Origin of the sequence: Vibrio sp. FE10 (genome assembly GCF_030297155.1) — a bacterium.
GTDB lineage: Bacteria > Pseudomonadota > Gammaproteobacteria > Enterobacterales > Vibrionaceae > Vibrio > Vibrio apostichopi.
Window position 1 is genome coordinate 348,100 of sequence record NZ_AP028067.1, and the last position, 24,888, is coordinate 372,987.

Annotated in this window: 23 protein-coding genes; 21 read left to right on the plus strand and 2 right to left on the minus strand. The window is 43.3% G+C overall.

Going from position 1 to position 24,888, the window contains the following annotated elements:
* Positions 1-10: 10 nt before the first annotated feature.
* Positions 11-883, minus strand: a complete 873-nt coding sequence (galU, locus tag QUF19_RS01660) for a UTP--glucose-1-phosphate uridylyltransferase GalU (protein ID WP_004735975.1) — start codon at positions 881-883, stop codon at positions 11-13.
* Between the two features lie 157 nt (positions 884-1,040).
* Positions 1,041-1,688 (minus strand): LuxR C-terminal-related transcriptional regulator, encoded by a 648-nt coding sequence (locus QUF19_RS01665; protein WP_065105522.1) that lies wholly within the window; start codon positions 1,686-1,688, stop codon positions 1,041-1,043.
* A 278-nt stretch (positions 1,689-1,966) separates the two neighbouring features.
* Here QUF19_RS01665 and QUF19_RS01670 point away from each other — a divergent pair, with 278 nt between their 5' ends.
* From QUF19_RS01670 to mreD, 21 genes are all read left to right on the plus strand, one after another.
* On the plus strand, positions 1,967-2,530 hold the full coding sequence (locus QUF19_RS01670) for a single-stranded DNA-binding protein (RefSeq protein ID WP_102436139.1): 564 nt from the start codon (positions 1,967-1,969) through the stop codon (positions 2,528-2,530).
* 161 nt (positions 2,531-2,691) lie between these two features.
* Positions 2,692-4,707: an RNase E specificity factor CsrD gene (csrD, locus tag QUF19_RS01675; protein WP_286295481.1), complete on the plus strand. Its 2,016-nt coding sequence runs from the start codon at positions 2,692-2,694 to the stop codon at positions 4,705-4,707.
* A gap of 2 nt (positions 4,708-4,709) precedes the next feature.
* On the plus strand, positions 4,710-6,152 hold the full coding sequence (locus QUF19_RS01680) for an MSHA biogenesis protein MshI (protein WP_286295482.1): 1,443 nt from the start codon (positions 4,710-4,712) through the stop codon (positions 6,150-6,152).
* A complete protein-coding gene (locus QUF19_RS01685) occupies positions 6,152-6,799 on the plus strand; it encodes a type IV pilus inner membrane component PilO (RefSeq protein ID WP_102327010.1) in 648 nt (215 codons plus the stop codon). Before QUF19_RS01680 ends, QUF19_RS01685 begins: the two co-directional genes overlap by 1 nt.
* Entirely contained in the window at positions 6,792-7,121 is a 330-nt protein-coding gene (locus QUF19_RS01690; protein ID WP_286295484.1) for an MSHA biogenesis protein MshK, read from the plus strand. The genes QUF19_RS01685 and QUF19_RS01690 overlap by 8 nt, the downstream gene beginning before the upstream one ends.
* A 15-nt stretch (positions 7,122-7,136) precedes the next feature.
* Complete coding sequence (mshL, locus tag QUF19_RS01695) at positions 7,137-8,783, plus strand: pilus (MSHA type) biogenesis protein MshL (RefSeq protein ID WP_286295485.1); 1,647 nt, start codon at positions 7,137-7,139, stop codon at positions 8,781-8,783.
* 53 nt (positions 8,784-8,836) lie between these two features.
* Positions 8,837-9,676 (plus strand): ExeA family protein, encoded by an 840-nt coding sequence (locus QUF19_RS01700; RefSeq protein WP_286295487.1) that lies wholly within the window; start codon positions 8,837-8,839, stop codon positions 9,674-9,676.
* Positions 9,677-9,678: 2 nt separating this feature from the next.
* A complete protein-coding gene (locus tag QUF19_RS01705) occupies positions 9,679-10,869 on the plus strand; it encodes a tetratricopeptide repeat protein (protein ID WP_286295488.1) in 1,191 nt (396 codons plus the stop codon).
* On the plus strand, positions 10,859-12,583 hold the full coding sequence (gene mshE, locus QUF19_RS01710; protein WP_102311266.1) for an MSHA fimbrial ATPase MshE: 1,725 nt from the start codon (positions 10,859-10,861) through the stop codon (positions 12,581-12,583). Before QUF19_RS01705 ends, mshE begins: the two co-directional genes overlap by 11 nt.
* 12 nt (positions 12,584-12,595) lie before the next feature.
* Positions 12,596-13,819 (plus strand): type II secretion system F family protein, encoded by a 1,224-nt coding sequence (locus QUF19_RS01715; RefSeq protein WP_102434596.1) that lies wholly within the window; start codon positions 12,596-12,598, stop codon positions 13,817-13,819.
* A 3-nt stretch (positions 13,820-13,822) separates the two neighbouring features.
* Positions 13,823-14,278 carry an MSHA biogenesis protein MshF gene (locus QUF19_RS01720; protein WP_286295489.1) on the plus strand — a complete coding sequence of 152 codons (456 nt, stop codon included), beginning with the start codon at positions 13,823-13,825 and terminating at the stop codon, positions 14,276-14,278.
* 79 nt (positions 14,279-14,357) lie between these two features.
* Positions 14,358-14,933 carry a prepilin-type N-terminal cleavage/methylation domain-containing protein gene (locus QUF19_RS01725; RefSeq protein ID WP_286295490.1) on the plus strand — a complete coding sequence of 192 codons (576 nt, stop codon included), beginning with the start codon at positions 14,358-14,360 and terminating at the stop codon, positions 14,931-14,933.
* A 35-nt stretch (positions 14,934-14,968) separates the two neighbouring features.
* Positions 14,969-15,445 carry a type II secretion system protein gene (locus QUF19_RS01730; protein ID WP_017086987.1) on the plus strand — a complete coding sequence of 159 codons (477 nt, stop codon included), beginning with the start codon at positions 14,969-14,971 and terminating at the stop codon, positions 15,443-15,445.
* A gap of 142 nt (positions 15,446-15,587) precedes the next feature.
* Positions 15,588-16,079 carry a prepilin-type N-terminal cleavage/methylation domain-containing protein gene (locus QUF19_RS01735; protein ID WP_286295492.1) on the plus strand — a complete coding sequence of 164 codons (492 nt, stop codon included), beginning with the start codon at positions 15,588-15,590 and terminating at the stop codon, positions 16,077-16,079.
* Complete coding sequence (locus tag QUF19_RS01740; RefSeq protein ID WP_286295493.1) at positions 16,076-16,645, plus strand: type IV pilus modification PilV family protein; 570 nt, start codon at positions 16,076-16,078, stop codon at positions 16,643-16,645. The genes QUF19_RS01735 and QUF19_RS01740 overlap by 4 nt, the downstream gene beginning before the upstream one ends.
* The gene (locus tag QUF19_RS01745) at positions 16,645-17,385 is read left to right on the plus strand and encodes a prepilin-type N-terminal cleavage/methylation domain-containing protein (protein WP_286295494.1); all 741 of its coding nucleotides are present in this window, start codon (positions 16,645-16,647) and stop codon (positions 17,383-17,385) included. The genes QUF19_RS01740 and QUF19_RS01745 overlap by 1 nt, the downstream gene beginning before the upstream one ends.
* A complete protein-coding gene (locus QUF19_RS01750) occupies positions 17,375-17,803 on the plus strand; it encodes an MSHA biogenesis protein MshP (RefSeq protein ID WP_286295495.1) in 429 nt (142 codons plus the stop codon). The genes QUF19_RS01745 and QUF19_RS01750 overlap by 11 nt, the downstream gene beginning before the upstream one ends.
* A gap of 2 nt (positions 17,804-17,805) precedes the next feature.
* Positions 17,806-22,227 (plus strand): DUF6701 domain-containing protein, encoded by a 4,422-nt coding sequence (locus QUF19_RS01755; RefSeq protein WP_286295496.1) that lies wholly within the window; start codon positions 17,806-17,808, stop codon positions 22,225-22,227.
* Between the two features lie 150 nt (positions 22,228-22,377).
* Positions 22,378-23,421, plus strand: coding sequence for a rod shape-determining protein (locus QUF19_RS01760; RefSeq protein WP_102434605.1), 1,044 nt, complete (start codon positions 22,378-22,380; stop codon positions 23,419-23,421).
* A 95-nt stretch (positions 23,422-23,516) separates the two neighbouring features.
* Positions 23,517-24,404, plus strand: a complete 888-nt coding sequence (mreC, locus tag QUF19_RS01765; RefSeq protein ID WP_102434606.1) for a rod shape-determining protein MreC — start codon at positions 23,517-23,519, stop codon at positions 24,402-24,404.
* On the plus strand, positions 24,394-24,882 hold the full coding sequence (mreD, locus tag QUF19_RS01770; RefSeq protein WP_010434372.1) for a rod shape-determining protein MreD: 489 nt from the start codon (positions 24,394-24,396) through the stop codon (positions 24,880-24,882). The genes mreC and mreD overlap by 11 nt, the downstream gene beginning before the upstream one ends.
* Positions 24,883-24,888: the final 6 nt, after the last annotated feature.

The following is a 24,888-nucleotide window of genomic DNA, read 5'->3' on the forward strand; positions in this document are numbered from 1 at the left end:
AAATTAGCGATTAAGCTTCTTTTGTTGTTGAGTGCTTACCTAGCTCGATTTGTTGTTGGTCTTTTTTGTATAGGTTTTCAAAGCAGTAGTTTGTTGCTTCGATATAGCCTTCAACACTACCGCAGTCAAAACGTTGGCCTTTAAATTTATAAGCCAACACACAGCCTGCTTTTGCTTGTTTTAGCAATGCATCAGTGATCTGGATTTCACCGCCTTTACCTGGTTCAGTCTGTTCGATAAGCTCAAAGATATCTGGAGTCAGAATATAACGGCCAATGATCGCTAGGTTGCTTGGAGCAGTACCGGGTTCTGGTTTTTCTACCATATCATCGACGCGGAAAAGATCGTCTTTGATCATCTCGCCCGAAATAACACCGTATTTATGTGTTTCGTTTTCAGGTACTTCTTGTACTGCAACGATTGAGCAACGGAACTGTTTGTATAGTGCAACCATTTGAGCCAGTACACCTTGCTGTTCGTTAACACAAAGGTCATCAGCAAGCACTACTGCAAAAGGTTCATCACCCACAAGCTCACGACCAGTCAAGATAGCATGACCTAGACCTTTCATTTCGCGTTGACGAATGTAGGTGAAGTTTGCTGCTTCAATCGTCTCACGAATATTGATCAGTAAATCTTCTTTATTGGTGCCGCTGATCTGGTGCTCGAGCTCGTAGTTCTTATCAAAGTGGTCCATCAATGAATGCTTGCCACGACCGGTAACAATACACATGCCGTCCATGCCAGCTTCGATCGCTTCTTCAACGCCGTATTCAATTAGAGGTTTGTTTACAACGGGCATCATTTCTTTCGGCATTGACTTGGTTGCAGGTAAGAAGCGAGTACCGTAGCCAGCTGCCGGGAAAAGGCACTTTTTGATCATGATAAGACCCTTTATCTATAATAATTATGGATTCAACCTGAGTGGTTGATATTTCTGAGGGCAACTCTAGCATAAGTAATGTCAAAAATTCAGCAACAATCCGTATGGTTCACTAGAGTTTTCCTCAAAATTATCGTCAGTTTAAGAGGCCGATCAACTATGCAAGCAGGTTCTGGTTAGCCCATGCGATGGCTTGGACTCGATTTTTAACGGCCAGCTTACGAAATATCTGATAAAGGTGAGATTTGACCGTGAACTCGCTAATAAACAAGTCATCGGCTATCTGGGTGTTTGATGAACCTGATTGAAGACAACGAATCACTTGCAGCTCTCTAATGGTTAAGTCGACATTGGTGGGGGTTGTATTGGTGCTCACGATGTTTCGATAGTAAAACAGCAATTGGCTTGCCACCTTTCTAGGCAGCCAATTGTCTCCATTGATCACCTCTTCAAGTCCCTTCGCTATTTTGGCTTTCTCTTCAGTGTTGTAAAACAGACCTTTTAATACGCCAAACGTAATCAGCTCCGATGTAGGGAGTGCCTTGGGGACGTTGAACAGAATGATCTCATGATTTTTCCACATCACAGGTAGATTTGGATGAAGGTTCGTTAATTGAGGGACCTCTTTGTAATCAACGAGCAAAATTCGGTTGCTCTGCTTTCGGTCAAATAACATCAGATCATCTGGTGTCATCTTGAAAAGGGTTAGAGACAAAAACTTTTCTATCTCTTTAACATGCAAATAGGTGTTACTCGGATCGATACAGATAAAATGCAAAGTGCGAGCATATCGAGATTTTCTCATTGAAACTCCTTGTTGAGCTGGGTTTAGATTTCACGTTGTCATGCATGCTTTCGCTTCTCTAGAGCGTTTCTTGTGACTTGCGTTGAATATCAACTTGGAAAGTAAATGAGAGGTTTGTAAGTGGAGAAAAAAGCAACATCGATCTGAATATCATGATTTGTTACGTTTTTATTCTTTGTAGTGAGGCGAGAATAGGAATGCGATTTATCACTGCAGAAAAGCATGCTATTCTTGTGCGCTAAAATTTTCTGAGACTATGAATTTAGACGGAGCAAATCATGGCTAGCCGTGGAGTTAACAAAGTTATATTAGTGGGTAACCTAGGTAATGACCCTGAAATTCGTTACATGCCCAATGGCGGCGCAGTAGCGAACATTACCATTGCAACGTCAGAGTCATGGCGTGACAAAGCAACTGGCGAACAGCGTGAAAAAACAGAATGGCACCGTGTTGCTCTGTTTGGCAAGCTGGCGGAAGTTGCTGGTGAGTACCTACGTAAAGGTTCTCAAGTTTACATTGAAGGTCAACTTCAAACTCGTAAATGGCAAGATCAAAGCGGTCAAGACCGTTACACAACAGAAGTGGTTGTTCAAGGCTTCAACGGTGTAATGCAAATGCTTGGTGGCCGTGCTCAAGGTGGTGCTCCTGCTCAAGGTGGTATGGGTAACAATAACCAACAGCAAGGTGGTTGGGGTCAGCCACAACAGCCACAACAACAGCAGCAACAATACAGTGCTCCAGCTCAACAGCAGCCGAAAGCACCTCAACAACAAGCTCCACAGCAGGCTCAACCTCAATATAATGAGCCACCAATGGATTTTGATGATGACATCCCATTTTAAGCCCTGTTTTTAATATATTATAAAGACAGTATTAAATTGGAAAAAGCCGCGTTTATCGCGGCTTTTTGTTACCTAGAATTCTTAACGCTTTATTTACAACCTCAATTTATAGTATAAGTAGCAATACGGTATAATGTGAGTTGAAAAGGATTTCGTTATTCATGAGATATACCCCCACACTAAAATTGAGCACTCGCTTAGTCGCCTTTGTCACCGTGAGTGTGATCAGCGCGATGTTCATTCTTTTTATCGGCGGGACACTTTCTTTTAAGCGCATCGGGCAAGAATATTTAGACCATTATTTGGTGGGTATTGTCGACGTTGTAGATAAAGAGATGGAAGATCCTGACGCCGCGTATTCAATGCAGCGTTGGATGCCTAAGATGTTGCAGGCGAGCAATATTGTTGAGATGAAACTCTCGAACAAAACCGGCATTGTGTATCGCTTCAAAGATACCTCTCCTCAGATTGATCCTAATCGACTTTATGAAAAAAGCTTTGTCCTTGAGCGCAATGAAGGTTATCGAATCGAGTTTAAAGCGCTTCCTCCTTACATAGGCTATAGCTATTCGCTTGAAGCCATGTGGTCAATTACTCTAGCGGTTGCTCTCATTATTTTCTGTTTAGCCCGTGGTGTTCGATGGCTCAAAGAGCAGTTGATGGGGTCAGAAATGCTGGAGGAGCGAGGAAGAATGCTTCTTGCTGGACAAGTGGAAGCTCATGCGAAAGGGGATGAGCGAGAGTGGCCCTATACCGCAAGTGAAGCACTTGATGTGTTAATTGAAGAGCTGCAAGATGCTCGTCAAGAAAGAAGTCGTTTTGATACCTTTATTCGTACCCATACCTTCTTAGACAAACTGACTGGTACGGCCAATCGTGTTCTATTTGATAACAAGCTCGAATCGGCATTGCATGAGAGTGGCGCTCGGGGCGGCGTTTTACTGATACGTATTGATGAATGGGATCAGGTTCGTGATGTGAACGACAAGCTAATCACCGATGGCTTTATTATTGAAGTCGGTGAAGTATTGTCGAATATTGTTCAGCGCTATCCTGATGTTATTTTCTCTCGTTATTATGAAGCGGACTTCGCGGTATTTATCCCACATCAGGGAGCAAAGGATATTGCTACCTTGGCGGCTCAATGCTTGAGGCAGTTAGATAAGTTAACCCCGCCGGAACCTCTGGAATCGGATAACTGGTGCCATATTGGTGTGACCATGTACACCGAAGGTGAGCGTCATAGTCAGATCATGGATGAAACGGAAACCGCGCTAAAAAGTGCTCAGTTAGAACGCATCAATAACTGGAGCCGCTACCCTAAATCAAATAAAAATGAGCTTGATCGCGGCAGTGTTCGTTGGAGAACATTACTTGATAAAGCTTTGCTTCCAGAAAATTTAGTAATCTTTGCTCAGCGATGTTACCTTATGCCGGAATCTGGTCAAGCTAATGAATTACATAGAGAAATATTCACTAGAATTCAGGACCCTGAAAAAGGTTTATTGAAATCATCTCGGTTTATGCCGGCTGTCGAGCAAGTCGGTTATCAAGCCCAAATGGACCAATCGGTTCTGAAGGTGATGTTGAAGTTGGTGAAAGAATCCATTCAACCTATACATTATTCGATTAATTTGAATGTGACTCCATTTGCTAATAAGCAGCATTTTAAATGGTTTAGAAGTGAGTTGTTACAGCTCTCAGCCTTGCATCGTTCTCTGCTTGCATTTGAATTTCCTGAAGGGCATTTGATCGCTCATTTAGATTATATGAGACCGGTGGCAAAGATGTTATCGGGGTTAGGGTGTACAGTGATTGTTGGCCAAGCAGGGCGAACCATTGTTAGCACTCACTATATAAAAGATTTAAAGGTCAATTATATTAAGCTTCACCGAAGTCTAATTAAGAAAATAGACCAAAGACATGAGAACCAACTGTTTGTTCGTAGCTTGATTGGGGCTTGTGGTGATTCACCAACCCAAGTGATTGCTGTTGGGGTTGAGACAAAGCAAGAAAAGAACACCTTGATAGAGTTAGGGATCAATGGTTATCAAGGGCGATATTTTGAAGAAGAGCAACAAATCATTCCTTTGCCTCATCAAGGCGAAAAGGCAGTAAAAACCGAATCCGTAGTAAAAGTCGGTCGAAGAAATCGATGGCGTAAGAGTAGTAGTTAAGCATGAATTTCAAAGCGATTTTAGACAAGGTAAGGCCAACGAGTAATAAAGGCAGCGCTCAAGTTGTTATGTTGGGCAATGATGCCATTTACATTTCACCGACAGAGCAATCCCCTCAAATTACTCGTATCTCATTGGTTAATGGGGATTGGGAAAGCGCGCTGAAACAGTCTCTCAATAGTGAGGCGTTTACTAGTGGCAGCCTTCAGCTGATCGTGTGTGCCAATTATTACCAAACCTACCAAATAGATAAGCCGGATATTCCAGAGAACGAATGGTCGGTTGCGCTGCCATTCTTATTGAAAGATCTGGTTTCTGAGCGAGTGACGGATATTACCGCGAGCGCAGTGGCATTACCGACCTCGAACAAACTGCAAGTCTATGTTTTACCTAAGAAGCTATTAGATAAGCTCCTTAATGTGACCAATTCGGTACAGGTTGAGCTCAAAGGTGTTGTCCCTGAAGATGAAATCTGGGGCTACAGTGCGGGTGAGCTGTCTAACTTTATTCTTCTTCAACGTAGTCAGAACGCACACTTTAAATTAGGTGCTTTTGTTGAGCATACGGTTTGTTTCCAAAGAACGATTCGCAGTGTGGTTCCACCATTAACTGGAGTGGCTTCCAGTGCCTTACAGCTTGATGGTTTAGCGTTAGAGTTACAGCGTTCGATTGATTACCTCTCCTCACAAATTAAAGGCACTCAACTTCACCAGCTCAAAATTTGCTGTGATGAAGAGGATGAAGCCGAACTGCAAAGCGTCCTAAACGATACGTTAAGTTCGAGCGTTTCTTTATTAGTGGACAAGGAGCGTGAAAATTCAGAAAGCTTGCTGGTTCAACTGGCGGCAGAGAAGAATGATTTTAACGTTAACCTTTATCCCGAACATTTAAAGCCCCAAAAAGAGTATTTTACTCTCGCGAATGTTGTCGCGAGTTGGGCGATCATCAGTGTGCTGCTTCTCGGTAGTTATTTTGTGATGCAATATCAAGCCTCGAACTTGGACGCAGAGTTAACCACTTTGCAACATGATTCCAAACAGCTTAACAAGCAAGTTAACCAATTGAATAGTCAGCTAACTCAACATAAACCGTCACCAGAGAAAGTGGCTGCCGTTGCGCGTCTCAAACGTGAGACACAAGCAAAAAAAGAAGCGCTGAAGGCGGTAGGGCAATACGACGAATCTCAACAAGTCGGGTATTCTGGCGTCATGAATGCCTTAGCTAAATTAGGGCGAAATGATATCTCACTTTCGAACATCTATATGACCCACGATACCTTAGATTTGAGTGGCTTTGCACGTAACGCAAATGTCGTTCCAAACTGGATTGGCCAATTTCAAAGCGAACTAAATTTAGTCGGACGAACGTTTGAAAAATTAAAAATAGGTCGTAATGATCAAGACGTGGTGACTTTTGAATTGAGTACTCGTAGGGAGAGCAAATAGTGCAACAGTGGAATCAGCTTAGCGATAAGTTTCTTGCATTAAGTCAAAGAGAAAAATGGCTGCTTTTCGTATGTGGTTTTGTTGGTCTAGCTATGTTGCTTTTCACGCTGCTGGTTGAGCCTGCGTATCTCGATTTACAAGCTAAAAAAGCTAAGTCGATGAGCTTGACTCAGTCAAACCAAAGACAACAGGGTGAGCTGCTGGTGATTCAAGCCAAGCTGAACAAAGACCCGGATAAAGAGATTAATCTCGAATACAAAAAGCTGTTAGTCGAGAGCCAAGACCTATCTGTTCAGTTATCAGAAATCATTGATGGGCTGATCTCGCCGTCTCAAATGTCACAGTTGTTAGAGAGTGTGCTTAATGCTGGCAGTGGATTAAAGCTTGAATCTTTAGAGTCGTTAAAACCAGAACCGATTTCGAATAATAAAGAAACCAGTGAGTACTCAGGCTACTTTCTTCATCCGGTAAGAATGGAGCTGACGGGGAGCTACTTTAGTATTTCAGCCTACCTTCAAGCGCTTGAATCTCTGCCTGTGAGTTATTACTGGCGTACATTTAAATACTCGGTAGAAGAGTATCCAAATGCTCGACTTGTGTTTGAGGTTTATACGTTAGGTACCAGACAGGAGTTTATCGGTGGTTAGAATTATCCTGTTGTCGCTACTTTTTTGTGGACAAGTAGCATGGGCTGAACAAGATCCCACGGCGCCATTAGGCTGGCTAACGCCGCAACAAGCAGCGCCAGCTAAAAAAGCGCCGACTCATTATCGTCTACCGTCATTAGAGAGCATTGTTTGTAAAGGTGATACACCTTGTTATGCGATTCTAGATGGTCAAATTCTCGCTCAAGGAGAAACGGTCAGAGGGTATCGAGTTAAGAATATCGATCCAGAATACGTCACTCTGCAGAGAAACTCTAAGCAGTGGAAATTAGAGATGTTCTCTTTAGATATTAAGAATAATTAAGGTTTGAGTGAAGACATGCGTAAACTTGTAGTAGCAATTCTAGTGTCATCTTTAGTCGGTTGTTCAATGGGGCATCGTGACCCTGTTGAGATAAAAGAGTCTTTGAACGAATCCATTAATGAAGCGAATAGTAAAGCACTTCATGAGCTTCCTTCATCGGTTCAAGATGACCTCATGCCACAACTTGATTCAGACTCTATGTCTCCGAGTATGGAAACGGTTAAGCGCTTTCGTATTCAGGCGAACGGTGTCGAAGCAAGAACCTTCTTTGCTAGCTTAGTCAAAGGGACTGAATACAGTGCTGCTATTCACCCAAGCGTGGCTGGAAACCTTACGTTGAATCTAACCGATGTGACGTTAGATGAAGTGTTGGCTGTTGCTCAAGATATGTATGGCTACGATATTGAGAAGCGTGGCAAAGTGATTCAGGTTTATCCTGCAGGTCTTCGAACGGTAACGATTCCTGTCGATTACTTACAAGTGAAGCGTTCTGGTCGCTCATTAACGACGATTACCACCGGCACGATCTCTAACTCAGACTCTAACTCTTCAAGCTCTTCAAATTCGAACTCAAACTCGTCGAATTCATCTAACTCTTCTAATTCGTCCAATTCATCGAATTCGACGTCGAATGGCGGAACAGAAATTGAAACGACATCTGAAAGTGATTTTTGGCCACAGCTTGAGGCTGCAGTTGCTCACCTAATCGGATCTGGTGAAGGACAAAGTGTCGTGGTTACCCCACAAGCCAGTGTAATTACGGTACGTGCTTACCCTGATGAAATTCGTGAAGTTCGAGAGTTTTTAGGCATTTCTCAGAAACGTTTGCAGCGCCAAGTTATCTTAGAAGCCAAAATCATGGAAGTGACCTTGAGTGATGGCTACCAACAGGGGATTAGCTGGTCCAATTTATCTAAGTCGATTGGTAGCGGCGGTGTTGTAATTGACCGACCTGGTGGAACATTGCCTCCTTTAGATGCAATCAGCTCTTTGTTAGGCGGACAAACCAACGTAACTATTTCAGATGGCAGCTTTGAAGCGGTTTTGAGCTTTATGGATACCCAAGGTGATTTGAATGTTCTATCGAGCCCGCGAGTAACGGCGGCGAATAACCAAAAAGCGGTTATCAAAGTGGGTACTGATGAGTATTACGTAACAGATTTATCAAGTTCGGTTGGCAGTGGTGATAATGCGAATGTTGCTCCTGAAGTCGAGCTGACTCCATTCTTCTCTGGCATCTCTTTGGATGTGACTCCTCAGATAGATGATAAAGGTAGCGTATTCTTACATGTTCACCCTGCCGTTATTGAGGTAGAGGAAGAAGTGAAAGAGCTCAACCTAGGTTCAACAACGGGCTTGGTGCAGCTTCCTTTAGCTAAAAGCTCTATTCGTGAGTCTGACTCAGTGATTCGTGCAAAAGATGGCGATGTGGTTGTGATTGGTGGATTAATGAAATCAAATACCAGTGATGTGACCTCTAAAGTCCCATTCCTTGGTGATATCCCAGCGCTCGGTCACTTGTTCCGTAACACCAGTCAATTAACTCAAAAAACTGAGCTTGTGATCTTATTGAAACCGACCATTGTGGGCGTCAATACTTGGCAGTCTGAGTTGGAGCGTTCTCGAGACCTTCTACAAGAATGGTTCCCTGATGAAGAGTAGATACTCATCGTCTCCATGTAGATTGGCAGCGCTGAATTAAGGTAGGTCACCTTATGTATCAAGCTCATTTTGGCTTTGAACAACTGCCGTTTACTTTAACGCCAAATACCGACTTCTTTTATGGTTTAGCGCCTCACTTTGAGGCGATTCAAACGGTTATCTCGGCGTTAGAGATGGGTGAGGGCGTGATCAAGGTTACTGGTGAGGTCGGTACGGGAAAAACGATGGTATGCCGAATGTTGGTGAACCATCTACAAGACTGTACTGCGCTAATCTACCTTCCCAACCCAATGCTATCTGGTGCTGACTTGCGTCAAGCAGTCGCTAAAGAGCTGGATGTTGTGGTTGAGAACGAAGCGACCTTAGTCGATAGCATTCAGCATAAATTGATTGGGTTGCACAGCTCGGGGCTAAGAGTCGTCGCGATAATCGATGAAGCTCAAGCTCTATCGGATGAGGCACTCGAAACATTAAGGTTGTTCGGTAATTTAGAGACAGAAGATAAGAAATTATTACAGATAGTGTTACTCGGACAGCCTGAATTGGATATCCGCTTAGAGGCTTACCACCTTAGGCAATTTCGTCAAAGAATCAGTTTTAGCTCAACTCTAAGGCCGCTTAATCTTGATGAAGCGGTAGCTTATATCGATAACCGAATAGCCAAGTCGGGTGGCAATCAAAACCTATTTAGTTTGAATCATAAAAAAGCAATCTGGCGCTCTTCTCTAGGAATTCCAAGGTTGATTAATCAGTTGTGTCACAAAGCCTTGTTGCTTTCGTTTAGCGAAGATAAAAAAACGCTTGAAAACCAACACCTATTTGCTGCAATGCACGAGACATACGATGTATGTAAGCCTAAATTTAAAACGCCAATACTGTGGGGTTGGAATTAATTATGAGCGTCATTAATAACGCCTTGTCTGAGTTGGCAAAGAAAGAATCAACAACATCGATAGAAGCGGCTGTTGTGCCTAAAGTCAAAACGCGCTCGCCATTGGTTTGGGTTGTGGGTGGTTTTACCTTAAGTTTGGCAATGGGCGGTTGGGCGGTGTCTCAAGCCCCTAAACTTGATAACCCCATTTCAGTAAGTGCTCCACAGGTAGAGGTGTCGCTTGTTGATAGTTCGGGGCAAGTTAATCGTGTTGTTACGCCAGCGATGCCTTTGTCTCCAACTCAAAAACTGGTTGATGTCGATTCTGAACTTACGTCAGTGACATCTCATTCTATGGTTCAAAAACCTCAACCATCCGTAACAACTCAATCTATAGCCGCTAAGTCGCGAGTAGACCAGTCAATAAAAGCTAAAACGACCAGTGTCGCGGAACAGTCAAATGCCCCTAAAGCGTTAAAAGTCGCTCCTCAAGAGCCGATTTATGTGGCAAGCGTATCGAAACAAAAGTCTTCGTCACTCAATGAGCAAGCGAGTGTAGAAACGCCTGCAGCAGCAGAAAATTCAGCTGGCAATGGCATGTTGATCGAGCAGATTGAGCTGACTTCTCAACAGCTATCCGATAATGCAGTAGGCCGAGCTCAGAAAGCTCTCGATGCGAACGATCTTGCTGGGGCTCTAAAAGGCTATACCGAAGCTCTGCGTTACACCCCTAGGAATGAGGATGTTCGCCAGAAACTTGCGATTCTCTATTTTGGTAAGGGTGATACTCGTAAAGCCTATGAGCTTTATCAATCCGGAATCAAGCTGAATACCAATAGTGAAAAGCTACGTCTTGGTTTATCAAAATTGCTCGTCAAAGCGAATCAAGCGGAAGCCGCCTTGAGTCCATTAGTACATTTACCGCCCAATCCGTCCAAAGATTATTTAGCAATGCGTGCGGCTTTGAGTCAAAAATCACAACAAGAAGAGATTGCCTTAGAGAGTTACCAAAAGTTGGTCGAAGTCGATTCAGCCAATGCTCGCTGGTGGCTAGGTCTTGCGATTCAACAAGAGCGACAGCTTGATTTTAGTGCCGCTAAAGAGTCATACCAAGGCGCTTTAACTCGAGTTGGTATTTCATCTCAATCGCAAAACTTTGTCCGCGATAGATTAAAAATAATCGATGCCTTAGAGGAGAACGACGATGCAAATTAGATTAAGAAAGCGACTTGGTGATTTGCTCGTAGAAGAAGGCATCATTACCGAGGCTCAGGTTGCACAAGCATTGGCCGCTCAGAAAAGTACCGGGCGCAAGCTTGGCGATGCCTTGATTGAACTTGGCTTCTTGTCTGAACAGCAGATGCTGAGCTTTTTGTCTCAGCAGCTAGCGATTCCTCTGATTGATTTAAGTCGAGCTGTGGTCGATGTAGAAGCGGTTCAGCTTTTACCCGAGGTACATGCTCGTCGCCTTCGTGCGTTGGTGATTGGTCGTCAAGGCGATACCTTGCGTGTTGCAATGAGTGATCCAGCTGATCTGTTTGCTCAGGAATCATTACTGGGTCAACTAGGCGATTACGCACTTGAATTTGTTGTCGCTCAAGAGAGACAGTTAGTCGATGGTTTTGACCGTTATTACCGTCGAACCAAAGAGATTGCTTCTTTTGCCGAGCAGTTACACGCCGAACACCAAGTTAATGATGCCTTTGATTTTGATATTGCAGGTGAAGACAGCGATGAGGTGACGGTTGTTAAACTCATCAACTCCTTGTTTGAAGATGCAATTCAAGTCGGCGCTTCCGATATCCATATCGAACCAGACTCTAATGTATTACGTCTTCGTCAGCGTATTGATGGTGTGCTGCATGAAACGCTTTTGAATGAAGTGAATATTGCCTCTGCTTTGGTGCTGCGCTTAAAGTTGATGGCAAACTTGGATATTTCTGAGAAACGTCTGCCTCAAGATGGTCGTTTCAATATTCGAGCGAAAGGACAGTCTGTCGATATTCGTATGTCGACCATGCCGGTACAGCATGGTGAGTCTGTGGTGATGCGTTTGCTTAACCAATCAGCAGGCCTCCGTAAGCTAGAAGCTTCAGGTATCCCTAACGATCTTCTTGTTCGTCTTCGCCAACAATTACGCCGTCCTCATGGCATGATCTTGGTAACTGGCCCAACAGGTTCAGGTAAAACGACGACCTTATATGGCGCGTTAAGTGAATTAAACGAACCGGGCAAAAAGATCATTACTGCGGAGGATCCGGTCGAATACCGCCTTCCTCGCGTAAACCAGGTTCAAGTAAACCCTAAGATCAACCTCGACTTCTCGACGGTATTGAGAACCTTCCTACGTCAGGATCCCGATATCATTCTTATTGGTGAGATGCGTGATCACGAAACCGTTGAGATTGGCTTAAGGGCTGCATTAACCGGCCACTTAGTATTAAGTACGCTCCATACCAACGATGCAGTAGATAGCGCACTGCGTATGATGGACATGGGGGCTCCCGGTTATCTCGTGGCAAGTGCTGTGAGAGCGGTTGTCGCACAGCGATTAGTTCGTAAAGTGTGTACTGATTGTAAGGTCGATGATGAACTCGATGAGCCTCGTAAGCAGTGGCTGAGTGTACGTTTTCCAAATCAAGTCGATGTACCTTTCATGAAGGGACGTGGTTGTCAGAACTGTAATTTGACGGGTTACCGCGGACGTATTGGTGTTTTTGAAATGCTAGAGCTAGAACAAAACATGATGGATGCACTCAGAGCTAATGACGCGGTTGGTTTCGCTCAAACAGCGAGACAGTCTGACAATTACAAACCGTTATTGGCTTCTGCGATGGAACTGGCTTTGCAAGGTGTCGTGAGCCTCGATGAGATCATGCACCTTGGTGAAGGCGATGCCTCCGGTGCAACTGATCCAATTTATCTGTAAGGGTAGACTAGTATGCCAACGTATCGTTATGTAGGTCGCAGTTCTGATGGCAGTCAAGTGACTGGTCAGTTGGATGCGAATAACGAAGATCTTGCTGCTGAAAGCTTGATGAGCAAGGGGATCATTCCTACCTCTATCAAATTGGGGAAAAGTGGCGGGTCAGTGTTAGATATGGATGTATCTAGCCTGTTTTCTCCTAATGTGCCTCTAGAAGTCTTAGTTCTGTTTTGCCGACAGTTATACAGCCTCACTAAAGCGGGCGTTCCATTGTTGAGGTCGATGAAAGGCCTAACCCAAAACTGTGAAAACAAACAGTTGAAAGCGGCTTTAGAAGAGGTGGTTGCAGAATTAACCAATGGTCGTGGACTATCGGCGTCGATGCAGATGCACCCAAAAGTGTTCAGTCCATTATTTGTATCGATGATCGGTGTTGGTGAAAACACAGGTCGTTTAGACCAAGCTTTGTTACAACTGGCTGGGTACTATGAACAGGAAGTTGAGACTCGTAAGCGAATCAAGACCGCAATGCGTTACCCAACCTTTGTTATCAGCTTTATTTTGATTGCGATGTTCATTCTGAACATCAAGGTTATCCCACAATTTTCTAGTATGTTCGCGCGCTTTGGTGTCGATCTGCCACTGCCAACTCGTATCTTGATTGGTATGTCCGAGTTCTTTGTGAATTATTGGGGTTTGATGCTCGCGGTTATTTTCGGTCTTATCTTTGCTTTTAAGGCATGGGTAAAAACCGACAAAGGATTGGAAAAGTGGGATAGGTTGCGTTTAAAAATGCCGGTTATTGGTGGAGTTGTGAATCGAGCGCTATTGTCGCGTTTTTCTCGTACTTTCGCTCTGATGCTTAAAGCGGGAGTACCACTTAACCAATCATTAGCGTTATCGGCTGAGGCTTTGGACAATCGCTTTCTAGAATTGCGAGTTCAAGCCATGAAATCGGCAATAGAAGCGGGTAGTACCGTTTCATCTACCGCGATCAACAGCGAAATTTTCACACCGCTCGTGATACAAATGATTTCAGTGGGTGAAGAGACAGGTCGTATTGATGAGTTGCTGCTTGAAGTGGCTGATTTTTATGATCGAGAAGTCGATTACGATCTGAAGACTTTAACGGCCAGAATTGAACCTATTCTGTTGACGGTAGTTGCGGGTATGGTGCTGATTTTAGCGCTAGGTATTTTCTTACCTATGTGGGGAATGCTGGATGCAATCAAAGGTTAGGGAATGCTAAATAACCTACAGCGCTCACGTTTTGTTATTTGGAGTGTGGTTATTCTTTTTCTGATTGTAGGCCTACTTTCTGCATCGAAAACGGTCGAAGAGGAAGCGACTAACACGGCATTTATCGTGGCGAGTAAGCAAATGCTAGAGCGAGCCAATCGTTTCAAGCAACAGTATTTGTTAAAGGGTACTAAGCGAGAAGATGATTCGGAATCACCAAAAATTTACAGTAGAACAGGGTGGATAATGCCGCTCCAAGACTCGGAACGAAACTGCAATTATTGGCTGGATCAATTATATCCACAAGGGAGCATTTTAGGGCTAAGCTCTCCAAGTGTTGAAGATAAAAGTGATAACATACAGTTTCATTGTAGTTATCATTATAGTGATAAGTATCAGATAGATATATTGCTCAAGAAAGAAAGGTTCAGTGTCAAAGCCAATATTTTGGCTTTGTGAAAATATTGACAGTTTTTGTATGGTTTTATACGAGCGCGAATGTATAATGCGCGTTAATAATTAGATGAGTAGGTAGAAAATGCTTAAGAATCAAAAGGGTTTCTCCCTTGTCGAATTAGTCATAGTGATCGTGGTCGTTGGTTTATTGGCGGTAGCCGCTTTACCTCGTTTTCTCGATGTGACAGATGAAGCCAAGAAATCAAGTATTGAAGGCGTCGCTGGTGGTTTTGCAACGGCAGTTTTGTCGGCGAGAGCACAGTGGGAAGCAGAAGCGCGACCATCAGAGAAGATAGGTGTTGAAACATACAATACTGTAAATTATGATGGTGTTGATTTTTGGTTAACAAGATCAAAGAACAGTAACAACGAAGATACCGACTTTCGAGACGGCTATCCATGGACTTTGAATAATAATTCTAGCACCGCACCGCAAGATATTTCAGATAAAACATGTTCTGAACTGATGGAAAACTTGCTGCAAAATCCACCTAAAGTTGGTGAAGTCTCAGTTGTTGCTAGTGACTCAAATTACAAATATTCAGCGCAAGCGAATTCTGGTGATGCAACGTGTACTTACATTCAATTAGAAGGTAGTACCGAACACCAATTCGTTTACGAAATTAAAACTGGTCGTGTGACCGTAACTTTGCAGTAAGTCTGCGTAAAATTAAACATAGAGAGAGCTTAACTATGAAAAGACAAGGCGGTTTCACCCTAATCGAACTAGTGGTTGTAATTGTTATTCTAGGTATTCTTGCTGTAACTGCGGCACCACGTTTCCTAAACCTGCAAGATGATGCGAAAGAATCTGCACTTCAAGGTTTAGCTGGAGCAATGAATGGTGCAGCAGGAATCACTTTTGGTAAGGCCGCTATTGATGGTGTTGAAGCGATTGCCGATTCAGCTGTTTCAGAAGGGAACACGACGATCCAAACCGTTTATGGTTACCCTGAAGCAACATCTGCAGGTATTGGTGCTGCAACAGACCTAGATGGCTTTGTTGTCTTGAAAGCTGGTACTGCCGCAACCGAAGGGGCGACTGTAGACTACGGTCTAACTGGTTACACTACTCAATGTGTGCGTTACACTGCAGCTACGTCTGCAGCACAAGCAACTGCACGTGTTGTAGATGGTGTTTCTACGGGTAATGCTAAAGTTTGTCAGTAAGATAAATTGTTATTTTAAGGCCAGCTCCTGCTGGCCTTTTTTCTATCCAAAACACACAAATATTAAAACTATTCATATACATAAGATCACTACATTCGTTATCTTGTATAATCAGTATTCGCTATACAGTTAGAGGCTCATTATGGATAACAGCCCCATACCCAAAGGCTTTACTCTGGTAGAGCTGATCATCGTTATCATTATCCTCGGTATTGTTTCTACCTTTGCCGCAAGTCGCTTCGTTGGCACTTCTAGCTTTTCTACCTTTGCTGCACAAGAGCAGGCCATCTCTGTTATCCGTCAAATCCAAGTTAATCGAATGCAATCGAATGTTTCCGCTGCTAATGACAGTTTTCGTCTTGCTATCAATAGTGATTGTCTAGGTTCAGTTACGGCATGCAGTCTAAACCTATCGAATAGCGCTCAAAAATCACAAGCTGATGCGCGTAGTGACTATGTACGTGAGTCCGATATTTCATTTTCTCCAACGAATACCATTATCGACTTTGATTTATTGGGTAATCCTTCGGTGAGCGCTGGGATTAATATTACTATTAACTCCACCACTTCAAATAATAGCGCCCAAGTCTGTATTAACTCTCAAGGTTATGTTCGTGAAGGGGCGTGTTTATGATTCGTTCACGTGGCTTTACACTGATTGAAAGTATTGTTGTGATTATCGTACTGGGTATTGCGATGGTCACGATTACCAGTTTTTTAGCACCACAAGTGGCAAGTTCTGCCGACCCACAGTATCAAAACCGCTCAGTCGCGTTAGGCCAAAGTTTGATGAATCAAATTTTAGCTCGTGGCTTTGATGAGCATAGCGACTTTGATGGTGGTCTGGTGCGCTGTGGGGATGCAGGTGCGACCGCTTGTTCTGCTCCCAATGACCTCGGAGTGGATGGGTCAGAGTCTGCGCCTGCTGCTTTTAATGATGTCGATGACTATATTGGTTGTTGGTATACCGATACCACCGAGTCAGCGTGTGTCTCATCGACGAAGTATCCGCTCGCTAATATCCTAGATGAAAACATTGAAGGCAGTTATGCCAATTTTCGGGTTGAAGTTTCTGTGTTTTACGATCAAAACGTGGATGGGGTTAATGATAATGCGATTGGCACGATGAAGCGCGTTGAAGTACAGATCTTTGGTGGTAATAACCGCTACAGCGTGATCGCTTATAAGGGTAATTACTAATGAAGCAGCGTGGTTTTACTCTGATAGAGATGATAGTAACGATCGTTGTAGTTGCTGTTATTGGCCTAGCGATTGCCGGTTTTGTTGAATATGGCATGAAAGGCTATGTTGAAACAATTGACCGACAAAAGGTTCAGGTTAAAGGACAGTTTGTTGTAGAAAAAATGTCGCGAGAGATCAGTCATGCAGTTCCCAATAGCTTTGATACAAGCATCGCGCCTGTCTCTGCTTATACGCAAAAGTGTTTAACGTTCTATCCAATCAAGTATTCGGGCTTTTATCATTTAGATGAAGCGACCAATGAGCTCAATTTTATTATCGGGCAAGACTCTCCAATACTCGACGCCGATGATTATCTAATTATTAATCCAACGAATTACTCCGAACTAGGAGCTGGTTCGACTAAACGGATTTCGGTCTCAGGGTTAGTTTCTACGAATAATGTTTTTACCGCATCCTCAGTGACTTTAGAGAGTCGTTCGAAGGCTGAACGTCACTATATTTATGATGACAGAGCTTTAGTAAGTTACTGTTTAGTGAATGATACCGTTCAGAATCAAGGCCTAATTCAACGCAATGGAGTCACTGTAGCGGATAGTATTAGTTATGCGGAAAGTAATTTTCGTTACGAAGAGCCAAGCTTACAAAGAGGTGGTGTGATACACATTGACCTTGTACTTGAACAAAATAACGAAGTAAGTGTTTACCAACAAGATGTGCAGGTACTCAATGCGCCATAGAAAATCATCTCAGCAAGGTAGTGTTTTGGTCGTCGCAGTCTTTGTTATTGTGGTGATGGGCTTCTTAGCGACTTCTTTAGTGCAAGTTCAGTGGTCAAATCACGATACATTGACACGTAAACAACTGGGAACTCAGGCTTGGCTTTTAGCGCATTCTGCAAATGAGTGGGCACTTACTCAAGTTTACCCTTTGACTGTATCTCCCGCGGTTTCAACAAGTGTTAGTACAGTGTGTAGCAACTTAAATTCAAATCAATTAAGTGGTGGTATGTCGACTATTTGTACCGTCGATGAATTAACTTGCAGTCAGATCGGTGTGCTAGATGGTGTTGGCTTTTTCAAAATTGAATCAACAGCCATTTGTGGCTCGGGTATCAATCAAGTACAGCGTATTCAAGAAGTTTGGGTGAAGGAGTGAGTATGGAATTTTGGGTTGTTCTTTTTAGAACCATTAAGAACATTACTCGTTGTGATGTTAACTTTTTGAAGTTATGTGCAATCATTGTTGCTTTATGTGGAACCTCTTTTGTTGCGATAGCTGATGATTTCTCACCTGAACAATGTAGTGATTTAAAAAGACAGGATGGTTTTTCTGTTGCTTTTACGGTACCTAACCCCAAAAATCTAACCATAAGTTTTACTTCCAATAATTCGATAGTCGCACTTTGGTCTAGTGTTTGGTGGAGTTGGGCTGAAATTGTAGATTCCACGGTTATTCCTGGGGAAAAAGGCTTATTGATTTATCGGCCAACTCAGAATAACGGTAAGAGCGGTGAGTTAGTATATAAGCTTGATACAGGTTTGGGTTATCGATTTGTTTCCTCTACACAAATATCAATTAATGGTGGTAATGGAACACTGCAGATATCTGGAGATAATGCAGAGGTTGAATGTGCTACTGGTGACAAAGAGCCAACTCCTCCACCTGAGTTAGAAGACGTATCTTATGAATTTGGCTCTATTGAAGGGATGGATTGTACTCATGGTTGTAACTTGTTATTCCAGAATAAATATGAGAATCCGATTGTTTTCTTAATGTCGACCATTAACCCTGACGACATTGTCAATAGCGTACCAACAAAGGCTAGTGTTGCGACTATTTGGGATTCGAAGAAAGGCGTAACAATTGAAAGTGAATCGGCTGAGAGTTATAGCTCCACAGATCGAATGTCGCCAATTTATTATTTTGTTACCGAGCCCGGAAGGTTAACGTTTTACGATCACAATGGTTCCAAGGTTTATGGTGAAGCTGGAAACATCATAACTTCTAAGGCTCAATGTAAAGGCAATGCCTGTGGCAGTTCTGATTGGGAAACTGTCTCATATCAGGGAGGTGATATTGCAAACCCTGTGATCATGGCTCAAGTTCAGGGCAAGGACCGAGATTGGGCAACAACAGCTATCTCTGGTTTAACTAACCAAAAATTCAAGCTTGCTTTAGAGCGTGGTCGACAAGGGCCTACTTCTTCAGCTAAGCAAATCGCTTATTTAGCTGTCCCTACTTTCTCAGGCCAAGATGACTCTCAATCATCGAAAATCGAGTTTTATCAAGCGCCAGGTACGTACAATCAAAAAACTGAAATAGAGCCAGATAAATCTATTGGATGGTCATGCCTGAATAATGAAATATCACTACATCAAAGCTTCAATAAATTTGGTGTTATTGCGAATAAGCAAACCCGAAATGGTGGTGATGGTGGGTGGTTGCGATACTGCAAACAGTACGTTAATGGTGGGGAATCCCAATTTACGTTTGCATTTGATGAAGATGCTACTTCTCTTAGCACTCGTAAACATGGCGCGTATGAATCTGTTGGGTATTTTGCGTTTGAAATTCCTGAGGTCGAGATTCCGGTTAACGTATGTAACTTGTTCCCTGAGCCTATCCAAAGTTGGACAGGGGTTGAGAGTTCATTGATTATTAATAATGGGGGTGTCACAGCTTTCAATGGCTGGTCTCCCGATTATCTTGATGCTTTTTCAATTGAAAATGATCGATCTTGGAGCCCATCTAATCCTGATCCCGAGAGTTTGCTTTTAGTCGGATTTGATTTAGAAGGAGGTACAAATCAAATGTACAACCATGATGTCTGTGGAGATGATTTAGGTTGTGCTGTAGGGAATGAAGATAGTCAACTAAACCGACGAAAGATTGACCATAATTTGTTGCCTAATGTTCCGAGTCGTTCTGTAACAGAAACTCTGGCTATTGATAAAAACATCAAGTCCAGATGTGATGCGTCAAACTTGTGTTCATTTGAGTTAGCAGGAGCTAATGCTAATGTGTATATCAATGAAGACTTGAAACGACTATATATAAATGATTTAGGCAATGAGTATCCAGAAATAAGGGTCCACTTAAAGGATGGGTTATATATTGATGATTTTGAAATATCAAATGGTAGTGGTTTAGTCTTAATTATTCCTGAACAATCATCAGTAACTTTTAATAACTTTTTAGCTTCTGATACAAACCAAAGTGATTTTATATTTGAAAATAGCTCTAAAATAAATGTAGTCACAAGTTTTAAATTTAGTAATAGCGTAGATATTGTTAATGAGAACGCATACCCAATTATTTATGCTCCAGATGCAACTGTACAGCTGAAAGGAAACTTTAGAGGCTTTATTTTAGCAAAAACACTTAACCTTCCAAACTTACTTACAGTAGAAGGCGCAGTTACTGCAGCGAGCGTTGTTTCGCAGAGTGGTTTAGTTATTAATAAGCCTGACTATAGCTGTCCGCTTCCTCCACTCCCAACAGGCTCTCTTGTCGTAACCCCAAAATACTCGCACGTTCTGACTTGTGAGGTCGCTGAGGTTGAATTCAAAGTCGTGGATGATGATGGCAATGTGATTAATACCGTTCAAGATAGTTTCACTGCATCACATACACCAAACTCTACTGGGAAGTGGTGTGAAGGTGAGAATGGAAGCAGTTGTTCTACATCCACTGGGGACTACCAAAGTCACTTTGTGAATGGGGAAAAAACTTTGTACTTATCTTCTTCTAAATTAGAGGGTTATGATGTCAGTGGTACTTGGGATGGCGACTTGGAAACGGCTGCATCACAAATTAACTTTGTGCCTTATAAGTTCGATGTAGATGAGCAATTTGTTGTGGCTGGTATGGATTACTCAGTGACGGCAAAAGTGTCTTCTTGTAATGCGCAAGATTCGTCGTTGTCACAAGATTATGTGGGTACGCCTACTGTGAGTTTAGATATCGTCCAACCAGTGAGCGGTGATGATGCGATAAGCTTACTCGATTACACACCGGATTTTGATACGAGTGATAAAGGAGAGACAACCGATACTCTTTCTATTCAAGAGGCTGGCCAGTTTAAAGTAACGCTGATTGACAGTAGTTTTGATTGTAGTGAAATATCAGGTTGTCCTGAAAGTGGCGTTGATAAACTCTCTGGAAGTTTCTTGGTGAATTCTCGTCCTTGGCACTTTGCGATTTGTACGGACAGCAATTCTGATGGTAACAGCAGTGGTGGGAATGCGTTTGTTGCAGCGGGGGAAGAGTTTGACGTGTTTGCTAAACCAATTCGATTCTCGAGTAACGCTAACCCTACGTGTAACAATAGCTTGGTAACACAAAACTATTTGCTGTCCTCTGGTGCTGTCGTTGCGACTTATACTCTGGATACGCCAAGCAATACTGGCGCAGTACTTGGGAGTTTAGAACCAAGCAATCAACTTACTCAATCTAGCTCGGATATATCACTCGTTGATAATGGCTATAAATTTAAAAACTTAAAATACTCAGAAGCGGGTAGCTTTAACTTCATTGCAACTGAAACTGGCAGCTTCTACGGGAGCATCCTTGGTGGCTTCTCTGGTAGTAAATCAATTGGCCGCTTCTATCCGAAATACTTCCTACAAGAGAACCCTGAATGGAATGTCGCTAATCAAAACGACATTGCTTATTTAGGTCAACCTTACGACTCAACTGTGCATCAAGTGTACCCAATGGCATCAGGTGAAAGCAGTGTTGGTAACGCGCTTAACAACTATCAATTCTTTGCCCCGAGCCTACAAGCCAATTTTGGTGTTCTAGATGATACAGCTGTCGATAATGGGTTCTTGCTGGATACTGAGGCAGGCACTTGGTCTAATGATCGTAAGCATTGGTTGTTGAATGACAATGCAGCTGAGCTTCAACGAGTTGTGGATTCAGATGGTGTTAGCCGCAGAGATACACCTTTCAATACTTCGGACGCGAACTCTACTACGACCAACTTCGGTTTGACGATAACTGGAACAGACCCTGTTTCATTTACTGATTCTGACCCTGTTACTGATTCGGCAGCTTTCCCAATTCAACCGCCCGCCCGATATGGTCGAATGGCCCTTGACGACATTGGTGGCAATTCCGGTACTACCTTAACTATCCCACTTCGAGCTGAGTTCTGGGATGGTAGTGAGTTTGTTGTTAACGAGGATGATGACCGTAGCACATTCAATGGGGCTAATTCTTGTAAACAAGTGATCTGGCATAGCGACAGTGCGACAACCACGTTAGCTTCGCTTAACGGCAGTGACAGCGTAGATGATGGAGAGGAAAACGTCACAGCGAACCAAAACACGCCTTCTGGTACAGATGCACCTCGTGAACAAGTCCGCTTGTGGTTAAGAATGGATGACTCAGAACCAACCACTAAAACTGGTGAAAACCCTATTACCTGCTTAGGTAGCGATCAAGAGCAACCATGGCTGCGCTACAACTGGCGACAGTTAGGCGACGAAGACCCATCTACCGTCGTCACATTTGGTATCTATCGCGGTAACGATCGTGTGATTTACCGAGGTGAAAGTGGTTTAACAGGTCAGTAAAAATATAATTTTTGCCCCTTAAGTTAGGAATCTGTAAGAAATTGCGGGTTTCAGTCCATGTTTATACTTCAATGCCTTGCCGTGACAGCAAGGCATTGGTACATTTAGTGCAATTTTTGTCTTCTAATTCTTGCAGGATGAGCGAAGAATATGTTTAAAAAACTTCGTGGCATGTTTTCAAACGACCTATCGATTGATTTAGGTACAGCCAATACCCTTATATATGTAAAAGGCCAAGGCATCGTTCTTGATGAGCCTTCCGTTGTCGCTATTCGCCAAGATCGTACGGGGTCTGCAAAGAGTGTCGCTGCGGTTGGTCACGCTGCTAAGCAAATGCTTGGTCGTACGCCTGGTAACATTTCAGCGATCCGCCCAATGAAAGACGGTGTAATTGCTGACTTTTACGTAACCGAAAAAATGCTTCAGCACTTTATTAAGCAAGTGCATGATAACAGTGTGCTTAAACCAAGCCCTCGTGTTTTGGTTTGTGTACCTTGTGGTTCAACTCAGGTTGAGCGTCGTGCTATCCGTGAATCAGCGCTAGGTGCTGGTGCTCGTGAGGTTTACCTAATCGATGAGCCTATGGCTGCTGCGATTGGTGCTGGCCTACGTGTATCTGAGCCAACAGGTTCAATGGTGGTTGATATCGGTGGTGGTACTACTGAAGTTGCGGTTATCTCACTGAATGGTGTGGTTTACTCGTCTTCTGTTCGTATCGGTGGTGACCGTTTTGATGAAGCAATCATCAACTACGTTCGTCGTAACTACGGCAGCTTGATCGGTGAAGCGACAGCAGAGAAGATCAAACACGAAATCGGTTCAGCTTACCCTGGCGATGACGTGCAAGAGATCGAAGTTCGCGGTCGTAACCTTGCAGAAGGTGTTCCTCGTAGCTTTAGCCTAAACTCAAACGAAATCCTTGAAGCACTTCAAGAGCCTCTATCTGGCATCGTATCTGCAGTAATGGTTGCACTTGAACAGTGTCCGCCAGAGCTAGCTTCTGATATCTCAGAAAACGGTATGGTACTAACCGGTGGTGGTGCACTACTTAAAGACCTTGATCGTCTGCTAACAGAAGAAACAGGTATCCCTGTTGTTGTTGCAGAAGAGCCACTAACGTGTGTTGCTCTAGGTGGCGGTAAAGCCCTAGAGATGATCGACATGCACGGCGGCGATCTGTTCAGCGAAGAATAATATCTAGTGTTAGGCTCTTTTCTTATCTAGATTTTATGTAAAGAGCCTAGGACCTTGTCTATAGGATCAAATGTAGCTCTAGGACCAAATATAGAATGAAGCCAATTTTTGGTAGAGGTCCCTCTCTACAATTGCGCCTGTTTTTTGCTGTAATTTTATCAGCCAGCCTTATGCTGGCTGATAGTCGTTTAGATGCTTTCTCAAATGTCCGCTATCTATTGAACAGCATGGTTGCGCCTATCCAGTATGCAGCCAACTTGCCTCGCACTATGTTCGATGGTGTATACGACCGTTTTAGCACTCGCAAAGGGCTAATCGAATCCAACCATAATATTAAACGAGAAGTCTTGCGTCTGAAGAGCGAGCTGATTCTGCTTGAGCAATATCAAGAGGAAAACAAGCGCCTTCGTAAGCTATTGGGCTCTCCGTTTATCCGTGATGAAAAGAAAGTCGTCACAGAAGTTATGGCCGTTGATACTTCACCGTATCGTCATCAAGTTGTGATCGATAAAGGCTTGATTGATGGAGTATATGAGGGTCAACCGGTGATTAACGAGAAAGGCATTGTCGGTCAAGTTACCTTTGTTGCTGCTCATAATAGCCGTGTCCTTCTACTCACTGATGCCAACAATGCGATTCCCGTGCAGGTTATTCGTAACGACATTCGTGTGATTGCTTCGGGTAATGGCAACATTGATGAGATTCAGCTAGAACACATTCCAACCAGTACCGATATTCAAGAAGAAGATCTACTTGTGACCTCTGGTTTGGGTGGGGTATATCCAGAAGGTTATCCAGTGGCTTATGTTTCTGCGGTTGATTACGACCCGAAACGTGAGTTCGCCGTTATTAAAGCAGAACCAGTCGTTGAGTTTGATAAGCTCAGATACTTGCTGCTTGTATGGCCAGACGAAAACAAACAGATGCAAGCGGATCAATCCAGCATAGAACAAGCATTGTTAGAGGGCGAAGATGGCCAATAGCGTTTTAAGAAGCAAGGTAGTAATTGGTTGCTCATTTTTGATCGCGCTTATTCTGCAGACGATCCCTTGGCCTGGTAGTTTGGATCTATTCAGGCCGTCTTGGCTATTGCTGGTTACCTGTTACTGGGTTCTTGCTCTTCCTCACCGTGTTAACGTGGGTAGTGCGTTGATTCTAGGCCTATTGTGGGATCTTTTGATCGGTTCTACGTTAGGCATTCGTGGGATGATGATGGCAATCGTGATGTACATTATTGCACTCAACTTCCTCGTGATCCGCAACATGGCGTTGTGGCAACAAGCCATGATCATCGCGGCTTTAACGGTATTGTTTGAAGTATTGATCTTCTTTGGTGAATATTTGATTCAAGATGTCGTTTTTAATCCATTATCGCTATGGAGCGCATTGATTAACTGTATACTTTGGCCGTGGATGTTTTTATTAATGAGACGAGTCCGTCGCCATTGGCATGTGAGGTAATATGAC

What these genes read in the sequence shown, in the direction of transcription:
- QUF19_RS01725 (WP_286295490.1), top strand. Translation starts at nt 14,358, where the DNA reads ATGCTTAAGAATCAAAAGGGTTTCTCCCTTGTCGAATTAGTCATAGTG.
- QUF19_RS01750 (WP_286295495.1), top strand. Translation starts at nt 17,375, where the DNA reads ATGCGCCATAGAAAATCATCTCAGCAAGGTAGTGTTTTGGTCGTCGCA.
- csrD (WP_286295481.1), top strand. Translation starts at nt 2,692, where the DNA reads ATGAGATATACCCCCACACTAAAATTGAGCACTCGCTTAGTCGCCTTT.
- QUF19_RS01730 (WP_017086987.1), top strand. Translation starts at nt 14,969, where the DNA reads ATGAAAAGACAAGGCGGTTTCACCCTAATCGAACTAGTGGTTGTAATT.
- QUF19_RS01755 (WP_286295496.1), top strand. Translation starts at nt 17,806, where the DNA reads ATGGAATTTTGGGTTGTTCTTTTTAGAACCATTAAGAACATTACTCGT.
- QUF19_RS01715 (WP_102434596.1), top strand. Translation starts at nt 12,596, where the DNA reads ATGCCAACGTATCGTTATGTAGGTCGCAGTTCTGATGGCAGTCAAGTG.
- QUF19_RS01680 (WP_286295482.1), top strand. Translation starts at nt 4,710, where the DNA reads ATGAATTTCAAAGCGATTTTAGACAAGGTAAGGCCAACGAGTAATAAA.
- QUF19_RS01760 (WP_102434605.1), top strand. Translation starts at nt 22,378, where the DNA reads ATGTTTAAAAAACTTCGTGGCATGTTTTCAAACGACCTATCGATTGAT.
- QUF19_RS01705 (WP_286295488.1), top strand. Translation starts at nt 9,679, where the DNA reads ATGAGCGTCATTAATAACGCCTTGTCTGAGTTGGCAAAGAAAGAATCA.
- mreD (WP_010434372.1), top strand. Translation starts at nt 24,394, where the DNA reads ATGGCCAATAGCGTTTTAAGAAGCAAGGTAGTAATTGGTTGCTCATTT.
- mshE (WP_102311266.1), top strand. Translation starts at nt 10,859, where the DNA reads ATGCAAATTAGATTAAGAAAGCGACTTGGTGATTTGCTCGTAGAAGAA.
- QUF19_RS01665 (WP_065105522.1), bottom strand. Translation starts at nt 1,688, where the DNA reads ATGAGAAAATCTCGATATGCTCGCACTTTGCATTTTATCTGTATCGAT.
- QUF19_RS01735 (WP_286295492.1), top strand. Translation starts at nt 15,588, where the DNA reads ATGGATAACAGCCCCATACCCAAAGGCTTTACTCTGGTAGAGCTGATC.
- QUF19_RS01740 (WP_286295493.1), top strand. Translation starts at nt 16,076, where the DNA reads ATGATTCGTTCACGTGGCTTTACACTGATTGAAAGTATTGTTGTGATT.
- galU (WP_004735975.1), bottom strand. Translation starts at nt 883, where the DNA reads ATGATCAAAAAGTGCCTTTTCCCGGCAGCTGGCTACGGTACTCGCTTC.
- QUF19_RS01670 (WP_102436139.1), top strand. Translation starts at nt 1,967, where the DNA reads ATGGCTAGCCGTGGAGTTAACAAAGTTATATTAGTGGGTAACCTAGGT.
- QUF19_RS01720 (WP_286295489.1), top strand. Translation starts at nt 13,823, where the DNA reads ATGCTAAATAACCTACAGCGCTCACGTTTTGTTATTTGGAGTGTGGTT.
- mshL (WP_286295485.1), top strand. Translation starts at nt 7,137, where the DNA reads ATGCGTAAACTTGTAGTAGCAATTCTAGTGTCATCTTTAGTCGGTTGT.
- QUF19_RS01700 (WP_286295487.1), top strand. Translation starts at nt 8,837, where the DNA reads ATGTATCAAGCTCATTTTGGCTTTGAACAACTGCCGTTTACTTTAACG.
- mreC (WP_102434606.1), top strand. Translation starts at nt 23,517, where the DNA reads ATGAAGCCAATTTTTGGTAGAGGTCCCTCTCTACAATTGCGCCTGTTT.
- QUF19_RS01745 (WP_286295494.1), top strand. Translation starts at nt 16,645, where the DNA reads ATGAAGCAGCGTGGTTTTACTCTGATAGAGATGATAGTAACGATCGTT.